This window comes from Mucilaginibacter flavidus, assembly GCF_024055575.1.
Taxonomy (GTDB): domain Bacteria; phylum Bacteroidota; class Bacteroidia; order Sphingobacteriales; family Sphingobacteriaceae; genus Mucilaginibacter; species Mucilaginibacter flavidus.
The window spans coordinates 105928-122736 of sequence record NZ_JAMXOE010000013.1 but is presented as its reverse complement, the minus strand read 5'-3'; the positions used below and the strand labels follow the sequence as shown (position 1 = coordinate 122736).

The window sequence follows — 16809 nt, the reverse complement described above, 5'->3', positions numbered from 1 at the left end:
TTGGTTTATACTGCAGGTATTTTTGTCTGCTCAGCGGTAATGGTTTTTAGCTCATCCAAATGATGGCGGTACCAGTTTACGCCGGCGTATTGTGCATTAATGTTGTATATCCCGGGCTTTGCCTCAAGCAGGTTTATAATGTCGGTACAGGTAAATGCCGGGTTTGCTTCATACAGTTCTTCAAATACCCTTTTTATAAATTGATAATCGGCTTCGTAATCGATGGTAAAGCGGTGCGACATGGAATAATCGAGCCCTGTTTCCCAGCTCACATTACCTATCCTGAACCTGCCGGCGTTTTCCCATATATAAGGCGTGGTATGCTCCAGTTCCAAAGGTTTTACAGCTACCTGCCACGCCCTTTTTAAACAATCTATAGTCATCACCTCCACATCGTTCCCGTCCGGGTAAGTAGCCGGGTGCAGGTTGCTTACATAGTCGTATTTACCGCCATCGGCCATAAAAACATCAAGCACGTTGTCAACAATTTGAGGGTCGATAAGCGGGCAATCGGACGGTATTTTAAGCACGATATCAGCTTCAAATGCTTTTGCTGCCTGGTAATGCCGGTCGAGCAAATTATTAAGGTCGCCCCTGAAGCAGGGCACCCCCATTTTTAAGGATTCGTATTCGATGATATCATCATCCCCCTTATGCGATGTAGCGACTACCAGTTGTACTTCGTTGCGCACCAGCTTCAGCCGTTCAATCATGCGGTAGAGCAGGCTTTTCCCTAAAACCGGGAGCATAACCTTCCCCGATAAACGGCTCGACGACATCCGGGCCTGTACAACGATCACTATTTTTAACCCCATACCCTCTGCAATGCTGTTATGCGTATTCACACTCGTAATCCGGCATGGCCACAGGCAGCGGTATAAACGCCGGAACGAAATCTTCTTTCTTCCCCTCAAACTCTATAAATGCGCTGCAAACCTGGGCGATGTTTATTGCCGACGTGCCGCCGTTTTGCACGGGCGACAAGCGCTTCAATTCATCCACATTAAAACACGAATGCACTTTTTTACCCAGCGAAATGCCGGTATAAACTACTGTCGAATACTGCGTTACCAGTTCGCAGCAATTGGCTATCATGTGGCTGGTGTTGCCGCTGTTAAATACCAATGTTCCGGCGGGTGCATACTTGCGGATCTCGGCTTCGGCCCTGTCGAACTTTTCATTCGGGTGCAGTTTAAAAAGCATAGGCCGGCCGGCAGCTATTTTAACCGCCTTTTTTATAAACGCCACACGGTTTTCAAAACGATAGGTTTCTCGCATGTCCGACGTCGCCACCATCACATAATCACGAAACGGGAAATCGTTTTTTACATACTCAACATGATTATCGTAATTCGGTATCCCGGTTACAATTAATTTCTCTGCTGCTGTGCCATATTTAGTAAAATGATTTTTATATCCTTCGGATGCGGCACAGTAAATGTCGCATTGGTTGGTCGAACCATTTAATGATGTATCGCCGGTAAAATAAGGGGCAACACCCAGCGCCTTTACAATCCCGGTTAATATGGTGCGTTTATCAATCATCCCCTCCTGCACCCAAATCGTTTTGGCATCCTTAAACTTAGGGTCTACCACCATGTCCGAGCAATAAACCACAAGGTCATACTTGTTTAATTGCGCACCGTAATCAATCTGCAAACCCTGCGATGACAGGTAGTTTTCGGAGTTTTTCCGAAACTGGCCCGTTAATACTGTTCCATCGGCAAGCCGCGTATGTTTTATAATGGTCTTTAAAAATTGGGAGTTGGGAAACATCTGGCTAAACCAGCAATCGTACTGCTGCAGGTGCCGCGATATCTGGTGCATCTGTGTGGTTTGATTGATGGAGCCGGTGATAAATAATATCTTTTTCCGCATAGCAATAGCTTTCAATTTTATTAAAACTAAACAATAGGTTGCGGCTTTTTAAGGCGCGGAAGAAATGTAACGGTTACTTAATTTTGGTTTAACACGGTATGCGGGAAGGGAATAAATTGTAAAATTTATGATACGTTGAGTTAATGTTTTTTTAAGGAAATTTTAAAGTTGGCATTAGATTTCACGGCTAATAAATAATATTTTTATTGCCGATGCCAGCCGCTTTGCCACTAAAAAAAATAAGGATTATACAGCTTGTCGCTGTTATCTTTTTTACCGTATCCGGCGGGCCGTACGGGCTTGAACCTTTGCTAACGCATGTAGGTGAACATGGTGCGCTACTGCTCTTGATTATAACCCCGATACTGTGGGATGTGCCCGCAATTTTAACCGTGCTCGAGCTGAACAGCATGATGCCCATAACCGGCGGCTACTACAAATGGGTAAAATATGCGCTCGGCACCCGCTGGGGGTTTTTTGAAGGTTGGTGGACCTGGCTCTACACGTTTGTCGACCTGGCAATTTACCCGGGGCTGTTTGTGCTGTATGCTTCCTACTTTTTCCCGGCATTGGCCGAATACCGTATCCCTTTGTGTTTATGCGTTGTCTGGGTATCGGCAGGGCTTAATATATTAGGCATCGTACCGGTGGGAAGGACCGCGTTATTTTTAGGGGCGATAGTGTTTGCGCCTTTCATCATCATGTTTACGCTTTTTTTTGCGCACCATACCGGTGGTATACATATCCCGTCGCCATCATTAACAGGTGTTCCCTTCCCTTCCCTGGGCATGGGGCTGTATGTGGTAATGTGGAACTGCCTGGGCTGGGACAATGTAACCACCTATGCCGAAGAGGTTGATAAACCGGTAAAATCGTACCTGGTATCTGTTTTTACTGCTTTCGTGCTGGTTATAGTGTTATATGTTATGGTGATTTTAGTTACCCAGCAAACCGGTATAAGTGCTGCAGTTTTAGAAGATAAAGGCTTCCCGGCAGTAGCCGAAATTATCAGCGGCAAATGGCTTGGGGGCCTGATTGCTTTTGCAGGCATGGCCAGCAGCCTGGGGATATACGCCGCAGTTTTATTATCTGTTTCGCGGGTGCCAAAGGTAATGGCTGATGATGATTTGCTGCATAAAGGACTTAACCGCCAGCATCGCCGTTTTCAAACGCCCTACGTGTCAATAATCGTATGTTCTGTTATTGTAAGCTTGATGACGCTATGGAAATTCGGCGATTTACTGATTATCGATGTCACCGTTTACGGCGCCGGCCTCTCACTCGAATATGTGTCGCTAATAAGACTACGCAGAGCAGAGCCGGATAGACATCGCCCGTTCACAATCCCTTTGGGTATCCCTGGCCTCTGCCTGATGATTTTGCTACCCTTTACCGTTTATTTTGTTGCGCTGTTTGGCGCATTTTCATCAGAAGAGCATGCTGTTTGGGCTGCAGTTTTTGCAATTGTGGCACTATCAAGTGCTGAGCTGGTATGGCGCATTATTGTTTGGAGGAAACCGTATCATAAGAACTGAAGAGTCAAGTCAATAGTCTTTAGTCGGAAGTCCTAAGTCAATAATAACCTTTTCCGACTTAGGACTCAAGACTTTCGACTCAAGACTAAATTTAATCCTTAGCCGCAGCATCAATATTAATACTCACCTCATCGGCTAGTACCAGGCTGCTGGTGCCTATGCCGTAATCAAGGCGGTTTATTTTGAAGCTGCCCTTAAAGGTTGATGTGCCGTTGGCCTGGGTAAGCGTGAATGGAATATCAACCTGTTTAGTTTTGGCTTTTATAGTCAAATTGAACCGGCCGGTATAGTTGTTGCCGCTTCGGTGACTTATTGATACCGATTTCAGGAAGATTTTTGGATAATTCGTTACGTCGAAAAAGTCCTCGCCGTGCAAATGCTCATCACGACTTGAATTATCGGTATTTAATGTGTTTACATCAACCGACGCCTCGACGCTGCTGGCTGCGAGGTTGGCTGCGTTAAAGTGGATATCGGCCTGTAAACCACCAATGGTGCCATCAACGCCGATGCCCATATTTTTGGTTTTAAAAGCTATGGCAGCACGGGTTACCGTACTGTTTACATAGGTAAAAGCAGTCGATGCAACAACAATCAGCAATACGGGCAGCAAAAATTTCTTCATTGTACTAATAAACGCATTTTGTTTAGAATGGTTATAAACCAACGCGATTTTTACATTTGATTGAAAAAAGAGAGAAAGGATTAATGCGGGGTTAAATTTAGTCGGCATACATCGCGTTAATCCATTAAATCCCTAAATCCCGATTCAAAATTCCACATGTGCCCTTATCGAAAACACATTTACCGGCCCCCTGTCTTTGTTATAAGCCGGGTTTACAATAAACTGGTAATCGGGTGTTAAAAATAACTTGTGCTGATAAGCGTTAACCTTGTAATACAGTTCGGCAATCATTTCGGGGGCGTAGTTTAGTTTGCCATCGCCAATTAAAAACCCGTAGCCACCTGCCGCCAGGTAATTTTTATGAGGGGCCGATAAACCGTTGCCAATAAAGGCCAATCCAACTTCATCATCAGCGCGTTTCCATGAGGTACCTTTTAGCACACCGCCGAAAGATACCGTGCGGTCAATCTCGGTAAAAAACCAGGTTTGCGTATGGCCGTCGTTATAGCTGGCTTTTGCAAATACCCCAAAATCCTTACTTAAATATTGGTCGGCGCTTATACCGAAGCCATATTTATGCCGGCCGTAAGCCTGCGTGGTATCTACATTTGGTGCGGTTGGATTTTGGGCGATACTTAAGTTATAATCACCGAATTTGCCGTTGTTCCTGAAGCCCAGCACACGCAGTGTTCCTTTCTGACCGTTCAAAGTATAGCGTTTTTCGTACTCCAGCGTTTGTGTATTGGCTTTACCTACTTTGCCGTCCCATATCGAGGAATTGGCTTGCGTAACTACCATGGTAAGGGCAAAGCGCAGTGTCCAGGTTGGCTGGCCAAGTTCGGTAACTATGCCCATGGTGTAGCCGCGGGTATTCGCGGGATAATCCCAGGCGCCGTTATCCATCAATGCCCAGTTCATAAACTGTGAGCGCGGGTCGTGACTAAACTGGTTACCATCAAAAAAATCGGCCATGCCAAATTTACCGGCAGCTATCGAAAAATAACGTTTGCTTTTTAAGCCTGCCAAAACATTGGCATCGCTTTGTATGGTATCCTTTTCTGCTCCCCATTCAAAATTCTGTTTAAAGTATAAACGCGCGATATAAATTTTCGGTTCAGCAGAGCCTACCCTGAATGTTTCGCCGTTAGGGAAACCTGCTATGCCTAAAGTTTTGCTCAAGCCTGCCCCTCCCGAAATTTCTGGGTTAAAATAGGCTTCGGCGCCTTTCCATAGCCTGGCAGCACCAAAAAAGGTAGAGGTAATGGAACTCTGCGTTTCTTCTTTTGTTGATAAACTGTTCAGCCCTGTATAGCTGGCGCTGAAACCGGGTTTATATTGTGTAATTATGGTCTGCTGAAAATGGAAGCTAAAGCGTTCCTTTTTTACTGTATCCTGCGCAAATGCGCTGTTTATCCCGGCAATAATTAATAGGTATAGTAGGTATTTCTTCATAAGGGCTGATGCAACATTGTAAATTTTATACAAATCTAATAAAAAATTTAGACATGCCTAAATTTAAAATATAATAATATTAGTTTGCAAGATGCAACAGCTAAATGTGTCTATTGTTATCCCGGGATTAAGAAATAAGGTAAGCGATTAACACTCCGAATAAAACTGCTCCAGGTAGGCCAGCATAAAATCATGCCGCTGTTGGGCAAGTCGTTTACCTGTTTCGGTGTTCATTTTGTCCTTAAGCAATAGCAGTTTCTCGTAAAAGTGATTAATAGTGGGCGCGGTCGAGGCTTTATATTCGGCCTTGGTCATGTTCAAATTTGGCGTAACTTCGGGATTATAGAGTTCACGGCCTTTAAAACCTCCATAGCTGAAAGCTCGGGCAATACCTATCGCTCCAATGGCATCAAGGCGGTCGGCATCCTGCACAATATCCAGCTCGATGGATTGAAATTCTTTTTTATCAAAGCCTGATTTAAACGAAATATGCCTGATGATCTGCTGTACATGGTGAATGGTTTCCGCATCAACATTAATACCGTTTAAAAAGTTGCCCGCCGTTTGGGGGCCTATCTCTTCATCGCCGTTATGAAACTTACTGTCGGCAATATCGTGCAGCAGGGCGGCGAGTTCAACGGTTAGCGCATCAGCCTGTTCGGTTTGGGCAATTAGCCGGGCATTGTTCCATACGCGGTGTATGTGCCACCAATCATGACCGCCTTCGGCATCCTCTAGTGTCTGTTTTACAAAGGCTACGGTTTTATCAATCAATACTAAATTGTCCATCATAAATTGAAACGTCTATTAGCACAGGCCTGCGACCTGTGCTGACGGGTGCCGCCCCTTTGGGGCTCGGTGTTTTCCAAGCTCCAACGGAGCGAAATTCACCAGCGCAGGTCGCAGGCCTGCGGTAAAACGCATACCCAGGTCAATTAATCTGCAATCAGCTCAACCTCGGCAACCGGGCTAAATAAATACACCCGTTTCGAGCTTATTTCTGTGCATTTATAACGCTTCCTCAGCTTTTCCTCTTTCCTGAATATACGGCCGTCCTTCAGCTTAAACATTGCTTTTAACGGGATTTTCTCAACCGTTGCCACTGCTTCCGACTCCTTTGGAGCATCGTACTTACGCAACGACCGGTACAAATTAAGGTCGGTGCAGCTGGATGCGGCCGGATTATTCAAATAGCTTGTTATGGCGTGTTTAACATCCGCCGGGAAAACCTCTTTCTCAAAAAATGGTTGCATCATCCGTTTAAAATTCATTTTCCACTCGGTGCCATGCGGTTTGGCTTTATGCTTGTGTTCGTTCCAGGTATGAAGGTGCGCAAACTCGTGCACGGTTGTTACCAGGAAAGCATAGGGATTTAAATCGAAATTAACGGAAATGCGGTGCCCTTTGCCCGAATGCGGGGGCCGGTAGTCGCCAAATTTTGTGTTGCGGTTGCGCGAAATTTTAAATTCGCATTTAAAGTAGTCAATCCAGCGGCCGATGAGCGGGGCAGCATCGGGCGGGAGATACCTTTCTAAAACTTTAACTTTATCCAATTTTTACCTCAATACAAAGATAGGGTTTTGACGTGAAAGGTAAAAGCTGAAAGGGCGCAAACCAAATTGAAGCCGTAATACCTGACAGACGTTTATCTTCCCCACCATACAGCATGGCGAAATTTGGCTAAAGCCCTGCATTGTTATTTTATAATTTCCGTCGGCTAAAGCCAGACGGCAATGAATTGAAAAGAACTGTTTCATTGCCGTCCCTTTTAAGGGACGGGACATAAATAACACGATAGAGGCTTTAGCCAAAAATCTGTAAGCGACAATTTGATTTGCACTTGGCTGAAAGGCAAAAGGCGACGGTTTGTTACACTTGGAACGTTTGTTATTCCCCTTTACACGCGTTCCATCCGTTACAGGAAACATTTGTCTGAACCATGATTTATAGGATTTAAAGATTGGCATGATCAGACTGGATTGTAAAACCAAGCAATACAAAGGGTGTCATGCTGAGGCACTCGAAGCATGAGCGCAGTGGCCTGTCCGCGTGCTTAGCTGTGCGCAGACCTGTCCGCTTGTATAGGCCTTTGCCCGCATGCTTCGAGTGCCTCAGCATGACACCCTTTTTTGTCATTTCCCGCCCAGCATGACAGGCCGGTTGGTGGTTTATGGCTATTTCCTTGTAACACTTGTAACTCCCGTTATCCCCTATAACAAACGTTCCAGCCGCTCCAAACTCACCATCACGTCATTGCGAGGAACGAAGCAATCTTTACGCCTGCTAATCAAGAAGTAAAAAGCTTGTGTTTACTCAAACGCCGCATTTGGGATACCACCAGATAACGGTCCATGACTGTCCTTCGTAGAGGTTGCTTCGTTCCTCGCAATGACGTGGATTTGAAGGCTTTTTATCTCACAATCAGCACCCACCCCGTAAGCTTTGGCGTATTATTTTTTAGGTCGATGATATAATAATAAACCCCTTCGGGCAACTGCGAGCCGCCATAGGTGCCGTCCCAGGCTTTTGAGTAGCCGGTGCTTTTAAATACGTTTCTGCCATACCGGTCAAAAACCTGTAGCGAACAATCAGGGTAGGTTACCAGCGCCTCGATATTCCAAAGGTCATTGATACCATCATTATTGGGCGAAAATGCATTGGGTACCGTTACTTTTTTATAAACCCTTACAAAAACCTTGCTGGTTGCTATGCCGCAGTTTTGCGATGTTACTGTAAGGGTGTAGGTAATATCATCTGTCGGGTTGGCCGTTGGCGTAACCGACGATGGGTTATCAAGCGCTGTTGCGGGCGACCAGGCAAAGCTGCTGATTTCATCGCCACCTATGGTACCATTCAGTTTTACCGATTGCCCCTCGAATATCTTTTTATCGCCGCCGCCATCGGCTGTAGGAAGCTGCCTTACGGTTACGGTTATTGATTTGGTATCGTCATTACAGCCATCGTTGCTCACGTTTACAGCGTATGTAGCAGTCTCTAACGGACTGGCAACCGGGTTGGGGATATCGTCATGGTCGAGCCCGGTTGATGGCGTCCATTTGTAATATAAGCCGCCTGATGCGGTTAATTGCGTTTTATCGCCTGCACAAATGGGGACAGGGCCGCTTACTACTGCCACGACTTTGGGCACAACTTTAACCTGCACCTGCACGGGCGCTGCGGGGCAGCCTTTGTCGGACGTGGCAACAACGGTATAGGTACCCTGGTTTGCCGGTGTAGCGCTGTTTATTACCAATGGATTTTGCGTAGTAGGCTGCATGCCCGGCCCCGTCCATAAGTAAGTTGCCCCGCCGGTAGCCTCCAGCGTAAGGGGGTATCCCTCGCAAAAGGTCTTAGGCGGTATGGCCGCGACGACCGGCAGCGGGTTAACCGTGACCGTCAACGGCGTTGAATAAACCCGGCACCCAACCGATGCAATGTCAGACCCGTTGGCAACACCGATGCGGTACTGGTAAATGCCTTTTACAGCATTCTGAAAATCAAGGTCGAGGGTGTTGGTGTTTTTACCCTGGATATCTCCCCAACCTTGTCCGTTGTAATTTGCCTGCCATTGCAATACGGGACTTGGGCCGGTTACGTCAGCTTTCAGCGAATATTTGGCACTGCCGCCCTCGCACAACTCCTGCGTGCCTTGCCCTGTAGATGCCCCAAATCCCGATTGGATAAGCGGCCCGCAGGCGCGAAAGGTGATATCATCCAACGCCAAATCGTTACCGCAGCCGCCGGGGGCATTGTTTATCATTTTTACCACAACGGTGGTAACATTTGCCGGGGTGGTAAAATAGGTGCCGTATTCCTTCCATGTAAATTCGGGCGAGGTATCGATATCCCCGGTATTATAGGGCTGGTTCAGTTTTAGACCCTCCGGGGTTTCAATAGAAAAGGTAATGTTTGGTTTTGTCGCTGCGCCGCCGCAGGCCGAAGAGAGAATCAGATTACCTATAAATGCAGAGAAGTAATAAGTAGTGTTAGGGCATAATTGCCCGGCTTCGGCGGTTTGCGTGTAAAAAAGCCCGGGGTCGTTTGAGGCATTAACAATCATCATGTACCCGTTGGGGTTGCCGGTATGGTCGCTTGATACGGTGTGCCAGCTGCGGCCAAAACAGGCATTGGTGCTGGTGGCAATGGTATAGCTGCCGTCGTTGGGGCAATCGGCGTTATAATAATTATAGTTGGTTACACTGGTTGATAATGGCGCACCGGGGTTTACGCCCGAGCCAAAATCCTGGTTAATAACCGGGTCGCCAAGGCTGCCAGTACATACCTGTGCGTAGCTTTGCATAGCCAACAGGATACCAATTGCCGGTAAAAATAACTTAAGCCAAAACGGTTTCATCAATAACTAAAAGGCGCGAAGCATTGGTTTGAACCTCAAATGTAATTTAATTAGCTAACGCTTAAGGGTTAAATTACAAAAACAAACGGTTTTTTGGCCTTATTGCGCCGTTTGTTCAAACTTGTATCAAATTGTACTGCCTGTATAGCGTAAAGCCCCCTCTAAATCTCCCCCGGTAGGGGAGACTTTAGCTTCGCGCACTTTCATTTTTTCAAGTCCTCCCTACCGGGGAGGATTTAGGTGGGGCTTAAAATTTGCCCCGGAAAATTTAAATTTGTACTATGATTACATCCACCCAAAATGCCGAACATTATACCTGGGGCAACCAGTGCGACGGCTGGCACCTGTTAAAATCAAACACGCTAAGCGTTATACAGGAACGCATGCCACCCGGCACCGGCGAGCAGTTGCATTACCACCATAATGCACAGCAGGTATTCTATATTTTATCCGGAACCGCGACATTCGAGGTTGGAGGGGAAAGCAAAACAGTACAGGCAAATGAATCGATCCACATAGCCCCAAACACAAAGCACCGCATATTAAACAATAGCGATGCCGATTTGCATTTTTTAGTAATATCCGAGCCGAAGTCCCATGGGGACAGGGTGAACGTGGATGTTGTAACGTTGTAAAGTTGAAAGGTTGTAATGTTGGTGTTTTTAACCTTTCAACTTTACAACATTCCAACTTTTCAACAGTCCGTTCCAACCTTTCAACAATCCTTTAAAACCCTAAAGTAAATCCAAAGGATAAATTCTTTAACCCTTTTTGGTCGGGGCTGTTTTCAAACATATCGTTGAAGTAGTATTTGGCAAAGATGCCCATGTCGCCGTAACCAAAGCGTACAAAGCCACCATAACGGAATTTTGTGAAATGATAGTCGTCATCTATCTTTTGCTTCCCGTTTTCCTTGCTTATTTGCTTCACCCGGCCACCCAGCAGCAGGCCACCATCCGGACCGAACACGATATGCGCGCGTTTTCCTTCGTTATTCTCGTTGGTGCGAAAATCAAACGATAGCGGTATACGCAGGTAGGTTGATGAAAAGCGGTTTTTGCTGTAGTCGATATTATCGCGGCGATAAGTCAGCACCGGCTGGTTAGGCAGTATGGTGATATCTTCACGCAGGCGTATCAGCGTCCAGTCGAACCCGCCAGAAAGGTATATCTTAAAGTTGGGGCTAAACCTTACACCCATCTGCACCAGGTCGAAACCTACGTTGCTGGTTTTCCACGAGCGGTAGCGCAAAAAGTCGTTTTTAGGCGAGAGGGTAAAGCTGCCGTTATCAATCAAGGTAGCCAGTCCCAAATCAAACCTCGAGAACGTGATACCGAATGAGAACCGTGGGTACGACCTGTCGTTATAAGTAGTGGTATCTTTCCACCGGTGGGAGTCGTCGTCGCCAACACTTAGCGAGATGTTAACGCTTTTTCTTTTTACAGAATCGGGCACAGCCATGCTGCTGTCCTTTTTAGTTTGTGCAAAAGCACCGAAGATTGCTATACTTAATATTGTAGTAATTATTATGCGTTTCATTTTGTCTGTTGTTAATTTTAGTTGATTTGTTGATTCAGTTGGATTAGGTTGGTTGAGTTAGAAAAAGCAACATGTACACTATGCTTTAACCCAATCAACCTCTCATTTAGCCAAACTACTCACTTCTGCTTTATCCTTTTTAAATTTTAGTATCCCCAGGTTAACCGCTGTAATGTTCGACTCATCGTCATCATCCGAATCAGTAAACTCAATTATTTTATCTTTTCGCTTATCAACCGCAGCAATTACGGTGTTAAGGAAGCCGCCTATGCCATGTGCTTTATGTTTTGGCCTTGCCGACGCAATACTTTGTTTATCTACAATATTTGGCATCGCTGCGGCTATTACCGGTTTAATGGCAGCGGCCACGGGCATATCTACCGTTTGCGGGGCAACTACCTGCGTTTGCGAGCCCGGAGCTTCGGGCGAAATTACTTCTTTTGGCTGTACTGCTGCTATTATTTGTTGTTCGTGCGGTTGCGCTGCATTTACATTCGCCGGCACGGTTTCAGGTGCTGTGTTTGTAACAGGTGCTTGCACATTTGTTTTTACAGGTCTTACCTGTGCCATCCGGTTAACCGGTGCAGTTGCAACTGCAGGTATTTGCGCTATACTTTGTTGTTGTGGTATTGCCGGGCTTGGTTTAATAACCTGCGGCGTTACCTGTGTTTTAGCAATTTCGTGGCTAGCAGAAGGCTTAACGGCTGTTTTCTGCGGGATAAACAATACCCCTGAAGCTACCAAAACAAGTACGCTTGCGGCTATACTTAACCATGGCAACAATACAGCATAACGGCGTTTGCCATGCAGGCCCTCAACAATACCGTCCCATACCTGGCTGGTAGGTGCGGCCTCAAAGTTTTCAAGCTTCGAGCGAAACAGCGTATCAAATTCTTTATCCTGCATATCCATATCGTTTACCTTCCATTTTTACTATTTGTTCTTTTAATACCGACCGCGCCCTTGATAGTTGCGATTTTGATGCCCCCTCGCTTATCCCGGTTATTTCAGCTATTTCGCGGTGCGAGTAGCCTTCAATGGCGTATAAGTTAAATACTATGCGGTAACCCGGAGCCAGTTGCTGTATCAAAGCCATCAACTCATTAGCGGCCAGCGTTGACGTGGCCTGTGCATCAACCGATGTATGCCCGGCAGCATCCTCAATATCAACCAGCTGCACCATTTTATGATATTTGCGGTAGTACTCTATCGAACTGTGTACCATTATCCGCCGTATCCATCCTTCAAACGAGCCTTCTCCACGGTAGTCTTCTATCTTGTTAAAAACCTTGATAAACCCATTTTGCAGCATATCCTCGGCTTCCATACGGTCGGTTGCGTAGCGTAAACAAACCCCAAGCATTTTCGAAGCAAATTGTTTGTACAGCATTTCCTGGGCTTTACGCTCATTTGCCTTACATCTTTTTACCAGTTCGTCAATAGTATATTTTGGCTCCAAAAACATCATTTAAAGGTAAGATGAAAAGGGTTGCGAAATGGTTGCACGGGATTAAAAATAAATTTAATAACTTGCTTTACAACTACAAATACAATTATGAAAACTGTAAACCTAACCTTCACCTTAATCTTATCGCTAATAACGTCCATCATCGCGCAGCAAAAAACATTTGACAACTACATCCTGCTAAAGCCCGACCGCGTTTTTGACGGGCAACAAATGCATGCAGGCTGGTGGGTTTTAATAAAAGGCAGCCGCATTGAGGCCGCCGGCGAGCCCAACAGCATAACAGTGCCTTCATCAGTAAAAATTATCGAACTAAAGGGCCAAACAGTAATGCCGGGCATGATTGAGGGGCATTCCCATTTATTCCTGCACCCTTATAATCAAACTTCGTGGAACAACCAGGTGCTGAACGAAAGCCGGGCCGAACGTACGGCACGCGCGGTTAACCACGCAAAAGCTACGCTGATGGCCGGCTTTACAACCGTACGGGATTTAGGCACCGAAGGCGCAGCTTATGATGATGTAGGCTTAAGGGAGGCTATCAAAAAGGGCGTTATTCCGGGTCCGCGTATGTTGGTTGCCACCCGCGCCATTGTAGCTACCGGCAGCTATGGGCCTAAAAGCAACGTTGCCGAAGCAAGCGTAATTACAGGCGGCGAGGAAGCAGATGGCATTGATGGCATCACCCGTGTGGTGCGGTCGCAGATTGGCCATGGGGCCGATGTGGTAAAGCTTTATGCCGATTACCGTTGGGGCGAAAACGGCACCACCCAGCCCACTTTTACCGAAGCCGAATTGAAAATAGCAGTTGAGGTTGCCAAAAGCAGCGGCCGGATAGTGGCCGTGCATTCGGGAACGGAAGAAGGTATGCGACGTTCCATTGCCGCCGGCGTAACAACAATTGAGCACGGCGATGGCGGCACACCGCTACTATTTAAGCTGATGAAGGAAAAAGGCATAGCGCTGTGCCCCACACTTGCAGCAACTGAAGCCATATTTACCTATGCAGGCTGGAAAAAAGGAACCGACCCTGAGCCCGAAAGCGTTACCCATAAGCGCGAGATATTTAAAGAGGCGATGCAAGCCGGCGTAACTATTTGCATGGGTGGCGACGTGGGCGTGTTTGACCACGGCGATAATGCACGCGAAATGTTGCTAATGGTTGACTACGGCATGAAGCCAATTGACGTGCTAAAATCGGCTACAAGTGTAAATGCGACAGTTTTTCAATTAAATGACCTCGGGAATATAAAATCCACCTATATTGCGGATATTATTGCCGTTGAAGGTAACCCTGCCGAAGATATAAAAGCAGTGAAACAGGTGAAGATGGTGATGAAGGACGGGGTGATTTATTGAGAGAAGAGCCAAGAACCAAGAACCAAGAACAAGAAATTAACAGGCGACTGTCTGCTTTAAATCTGTTTGTGTCCGATAAATAGCATAGCGCCTTGTGGCTAAAGCCGGCCTTTTACTGTTGGCAATCCGTCGGTTAAAACCGACGGCAATGAATTTAGATTAACAACCCATCATTGCCGTCACTTTTAAGTGACGGACAATAATATAAGTTGACAAGGGCTTTAGCCGAAAAATAGACGCGCGACAATTTGATTTGCTGGATTAATATCATCCGCTATAATAAACCAATTATGAATAAATCATACTTAAACACTCTCCTCACTGGTGCATTTTTGTGCCTGTTTACTGTTATTAGTGCAAAAGCACAGGACGTAGTTATCCCCGTTGAAACAAAAGACAATGCCCTTGTTTTGCAGGTAACCCCGGATAAGCTGCTGAACATGGTTTATTTTGGCAGCAAGCTTACCGATAAAAACGAATACGGCTCGATTGCCAAAATGTACAACTTTAGTGGGACTATTGGCAGCTATAACAACGCTTACACTTCTTCCGGCACGCGCAACCTGTTGGAGCCGGCCATCGCAGTAACTCATGCTGATGGCAATAAATCGTTAGATCTGAAATACGTTAATCATACTGTTACTAAAATTAATGACGATGTAAGCCTGCTGAGCATTAAGCTGAAGGATTCGGTTTACGATTTTGAGGTTACGCTTAATTATCAGACCTATTATAACGAGGATGTAACCGAGCAATGGAGCGTTATTACCCATCACGAAAAAAAGGATGTGGTGCTTAATAAGTACGCGTCAGCCAACCTTTGCATAAAAGCAGGCGGATATTGGCTTAAACATTACCATGGCGACTGGGCGCAGGAAATGCAGCCCGAGGAAGAGGCCCTTAACCATGGCATAAAAACCATCGACTCGAAACTTGGTACCCGCGCAGATTTGTTTGAACCGCCCGTATTCATGGTATCATTGAACAAGCCCGCCGGCGAGGATGAAGGCGAAGTAATGTATGGCAACCTTGAATGGAGCGGTAACTTCCGCATTGATTTTGAAGTCGACCCGGCGAATAACCTGCGGTTGATAGCTGGTATAAATAACTTTGCTGCCGATTATGTACTGAAACCCGGTGTTGAATTTACAACGCCAAAATTTGTTTATACGCTAAGCAATAAAGGCAAAGGCGAAGCCAGCCGCAACCTGCAAAGCTGGGCACGTAATTATAAAATTGTCGACGGCAACGGCCCGCGGCTAACCCTGCTGAATAACTGGGAGTCTACCTATTTTGATTTTAACGAACCGAAGCTGGCCGGGCTTTTAAAGGACACCAAAAAGCTTGGTGTTGATATGTTTTTGCTGGATGACGGCTGGTTTGGCAACAAATACCCCCGCAACGGCGACCATGCCGGCCTGGGCGACTGGCAGGTAAACAAAGCCAAACTGCCTAATGATATTGCCTATCTGGTTAAAGAAGCAAAAGCAAATGATGTAAAATTCGGGATATGGATTGAGCCGGAAATGGTGAACCCCAAAAGCGAATTATACGAAAAACATCCGGATTGGGTAATAAAACAACCGCAACGCCCCGAACTTTACATGCGCAACCAGCTGGTGCTCGATTTAACCAACCCAAAGGTGCAGGATTTTGTATTCGGTGTGGTTGATGATTTGTTTACCAAAAATCCGGAACTGGCTTATATTAAATGGGATTGTAACTCGATTATTTTCAACGCTTACTCGGCGTATGAAAAAAACCAATCGAATTTTTATACCGACTACGTTTTCGCCTTGTATAAAGTACTCGACCGTGTGCGGGCCAAATATCCTAAGGTGCCATTGATGCTATGCTCGGGTGGCGGTGGCCGGGTTGATTATGGCGTACTAAAATACTTTACCGAATACTGGCCAAGCGATGATACTGAACCTGTGGAAAGGATATTCATCCAGTGGGAAAATTCTTATTTCTACCCGGCCCTAACCAGCTCAAACCATGTTACCGACTGGGGCAAACAGCCCATTAAATTCAGGGTTGATGTGGCCATGATGGGCAAGCTGGGCTTCGACATTGTGATAGGCAAGTTAAAACCTGATGAGCTGGCATTTTGTCAGAACGCAGTTGCCACCTACAAACAATTCAGCGATGAGATATGGCACGGCGACCAATACCGCCTGCAAAATCCGCGCGAAAATGATGTGGCGTCCATCATGTATGTAAACCCTGCAAAAACATCGGCGATAATGTTTAACTACCTGGTAAGCACAAGATACCATGCTGGCTCAAGCGCTATAAAACTTAAGGGGCTAAACCCGGATAAAATGTACACAATTAGCGAGTTGAATGTTTTCCCGGGCAGAAGATCAACCATTGCCGAGGCTAATTACTCCGGTAAGTTTTTGATGACGGTTGGGGTGAATCCTGATGTGCGGGATGGCAGGGCAAGCGTGCTGATTGCGGTTAAAGAAACTAAGTGATATAGACACAATTACAAACCTTATGTAACGTGCCCTGCTTAATCAACCATCATGAAAACAACATGTGGTTTTTCGACCGTTTTTTTTAGCTAAAATAGAAGCCGCTATTATAAATGCGCTGG

At 46.0% G+C, this 16809-nt stretch carries 14 protein-coding genes; 4 read left to right on the top strand and 10 right to left on the bottom strand.

What is annotated here, in order from left to right; translation table 11 throughout:
• Positions 1-5 precede the first annotated feature (5 nt).
• Positions 6-815 carry a cytidylyltransferase domain-containing protein gene (locus NAF19_RS18670; protein WP_252791847.1) on the bottom strand — a complete coding sequence of 270 codons (810 nt, stop codon included), beginning with the start codon at positions 813-815 and terminating at the stop codon, positions 6-8.
• Positions 816-831: 16 nt separating this feature from the next.
• Complete coding sequence (locus NAF19_RS18665) at positions 832-1878, bottom strand: hypothetical protein (RefSeq protein ID WP_252791846.1); 1047 nt, start codon at positions 1876-1878, stop codon at positions 832-834.
• A gap of 212 nt (positions 1879-2090) precedes the next feature.
• On the opposite strand from NAF19_RS18665, the gene NAF19_RS18660 reads away from it, so the two are divergent.
• Positions 2091-3413: an APC family permease gene (locus tag NAF19_RS18660; protein ID WP_252791845.1), complete on the top strand. Its 1323-nt coding sequence runs from the start codon at positions 2091-2093 to the stop codon at positions 3411-3413.
• A 91-nt stretch (positions 3414-3504) separates the two neighbouring features.
• On the opposite strand, the gene NAF19_RS18655 is transcribed toward NAF19_RS18660, so the two are convergent.
• From NAF19_RS18655 to NAF19_RS18635, 5 genes are all read right to left on the bottom strand, one after another.
• Positions 3505-4038, bottom strand: coding sequence for a YceI family protein (locus tag NAF19_RS18655; protein WP_252791844.1), 534 nt, complete (start codon positions 4036-4038; stop codon positions 3505-3507).
• A gap of 144 nt (positions 4039-4182) precedes the next feature.
• Complete coding sequence (locus NAF19_RS18650) at positions 4183-5490, bottom strand: carbohydrate porin (protein WP_252791843.1); 1308 nt, start codon at positions 5488-5490, stop codon at positions 4183-4185.
• A gap of 147 nt (positions 5491-5637) precedes the next feature.
• Positions 5638-6279 carry an HD domain-containing protein gene (locus tag NAF19_RS18645; RefSeq protein ID WP_252791894.1) on the bottom strand — a complete coding sequence of 214 codons (642 nt, stop codon included), beginning with the start codon at positions 6277-6279 and terminating at the stop codon, positions 5638-5640.
• 146 nt (positions 6280-6425) lie between these two features.
• Positions 6426-7043, bottom strand: a complete 618-nt coding sequence (locus NAF19_RS18640) for a SprT-like domain-containing protein (protein WP_252791842.1) — start codon at positions 7041-7043, stop codon at positions 6426-6428.
• 857 nt (positions 7044-7900) lie between these two features.
• Positions 7901-9844 (bottom strand): T9SS type B sorting domain-containing protein, encoded by a 1944-nt coding sequence (locus NAF19_RS18635; RefSeq protein WP_252791841.1) that lies wholly within the window; start codon positions 9842-9844, stop codon positions 7901-7903.
• Between the two features lie 281 nt (positions 9845-10125).
• Between NAF19_RS18635 and NAF19_RS18630 the strand changes: the two genes are divergently transcribed.
• Positions 10126-10479: a cupin domain-containing protein gene (locus tag NAF19_RS18630; protein WP_252791840.1), complete on the top strand. Its 354-nt coding sequence runs from the start codon at positions 10126-10128 to the stop codon at positions 10477-10479.
• A gap of 91 nt (positions 10480-10570) precedes the next feature.
• On the opposite strand, the gene NAF19_RS18625 is transcribed toward NAF19_RS18630, so the two are convergent.
• From NAF19_RS18625 to NAF19_RS18615, 3 genes are all read right to left on the bottom strand, one after another.
• Positions 10571-11383: an outer membrane beta-barrel protein gene (locus NAF19_RS18625; protein WP_252791839.1), complete on the bottom strand. Its 813-nt coding sequence runs from the start codon at positions 11381-11383 to the stop codon at positions 10571-10573.
• A gap of 102 nt (positions 11384-11485) precedes the next feature.
• Positions 11486-12289 carry a hypothetical protein gene (locus NAF19_RS18620; RefSeq protein ID WP_252791838.1) on the bottom strand — a complete coding sequence of 268 codons (804 nt, stop codon included), beginning with the start codon at positions 12287-12289 and terminating at the stop codon, positions 11486-11488.
• Positions 12279-12848, bottom strand: a complete 570-nt coding sequence (locus NAF19_RS18615; RefSeq protein ID WP_252791893.1) for an RNA polymerase sigma factor — start codon at positions 12846-12848, stop codon at positions 12279-12281. The genes NAF19_RS18620 and NAF19_RS18615 overlap by 11 nt, the downstream gene beginning before the upstream one ends.
• Positions 12849-12938: 90 nt before the next feature.
• Here NAF19_RS18615 and NAF19_RS18610 point away from each other — a divergent pair, with 90 nt between their 5' ends.
• Complete coding sequence (locus NAF19_RS18610; protein ID WP_252791837.1) at positions 12939-14207, top strand: metal-dependent hydrolase family protein; 1269 nt, start codon at positions 12939-12941, stop codon at positions 14205-14207.
• A gap of 290 nt (positions 14208-14497) precedes the next feature.
• Positions 14498-16687, top strand: a complete 2190-nt coding sequence (locus NAF19_RS18605) for an alpha-galactosidase (RefSeq protein ID WP_252791836.1) — start codon at positions 14498-14500, stop codon at positions 16685-16687.
• Positions 16688-16809 lie beyond the last annotated feature (122 nt).

Bases quoted from the DNA above. Each gene is read 5' to 3' on its own strand.
- NAF19_RS18670 (WP_252791847.1), bottom strand. From the start codon at position 815: ATGGGGTTAAAAATAGTGATCGTTGTACAGGCCCGGATGTCGTCGAGC.
- NAF19_RS18665 (WP_252791846.1), bottom strand. From the start codon at position 1,878: ATGCGGAAAAAGATATTATTTATCACCGGCTCCATCAATCAAACCACA.
- NAF19_RS18660 (WP_252791845.1), top strand. From the start codon at position 2,091: ATGCCAGCCGCTTTGCCACTAAAAAAAATAAGGATTATACAGCTTGTC.
- NAF19_RS18655 (WP_252791844.1), bottom strand. From the start codon at position 4,038: ATGAAGAAATTTTTGCTGCCCGTATTGCTGATTGTTGTTGCATCGACT.
- NAF19_RS18650 (WP_252791843.1), bottom strand. From the start codon at position 5,490: ATGAAGAAATACCTACTATACCTATTAATTATTGCCGGGATAAACAGC.
- NAF19_RS18645 (WP_252791894.1), bottom strand. From the start codon at position 6,279: ATGGACAATTTAGTATTGATTGATAAAACCGTAGCCTTTGTAAAACAG.
- NAF19_RS18635 (WP_252791841.1), bottom strand. From the start codon at position 9,844: ATGAAACCGTTTTGGCTTAAGTTATTTTTACCGGCAATTGGTATCCTG.
- NAF19_RS18630 (WP_252791840.1), top strand. From the start codon at position 10,126: ATGATTACATCCACCCAAAATGCCGAACATTATACCTGGGGCAACCAG.
- NAF19_RS18625 (WP_252791839.1), bottom strand. From the start codon at position 11,383: ATGAAACGCATAATAATTACTACAATATTAAGTATAGCAATCTTCGGT.
- NAF19_RS18620 (WP_252791838.1), bottom strand. From the start codon at position 12,289: ATGCAGGATAAAGAATTTGATACGCTGTTTCGCTCGAAGCTTGAAAAC.
- NAF19_RS18615 (WP_252791893.1), bottom strand. From the start codon at position 12,848: ATGTTTTTGGAGCCAAAATATACTATTGACGAACTGGTAAAAAGATGT.
- NAF19_RS18610 (WP_252791837.1), top strand. From the start codon at position 12,939: ATGAAAACTGTAAACCTAACCTTCACCTTAATCTTATCGCTAATAACG.
- NAF19_RS18605 (WP_252791836.1), top strand. From the start codon at position 14,498: ATGAATAAATCATACTTAAACACTCTCCTCACTGGTGCATTTTTGTGC.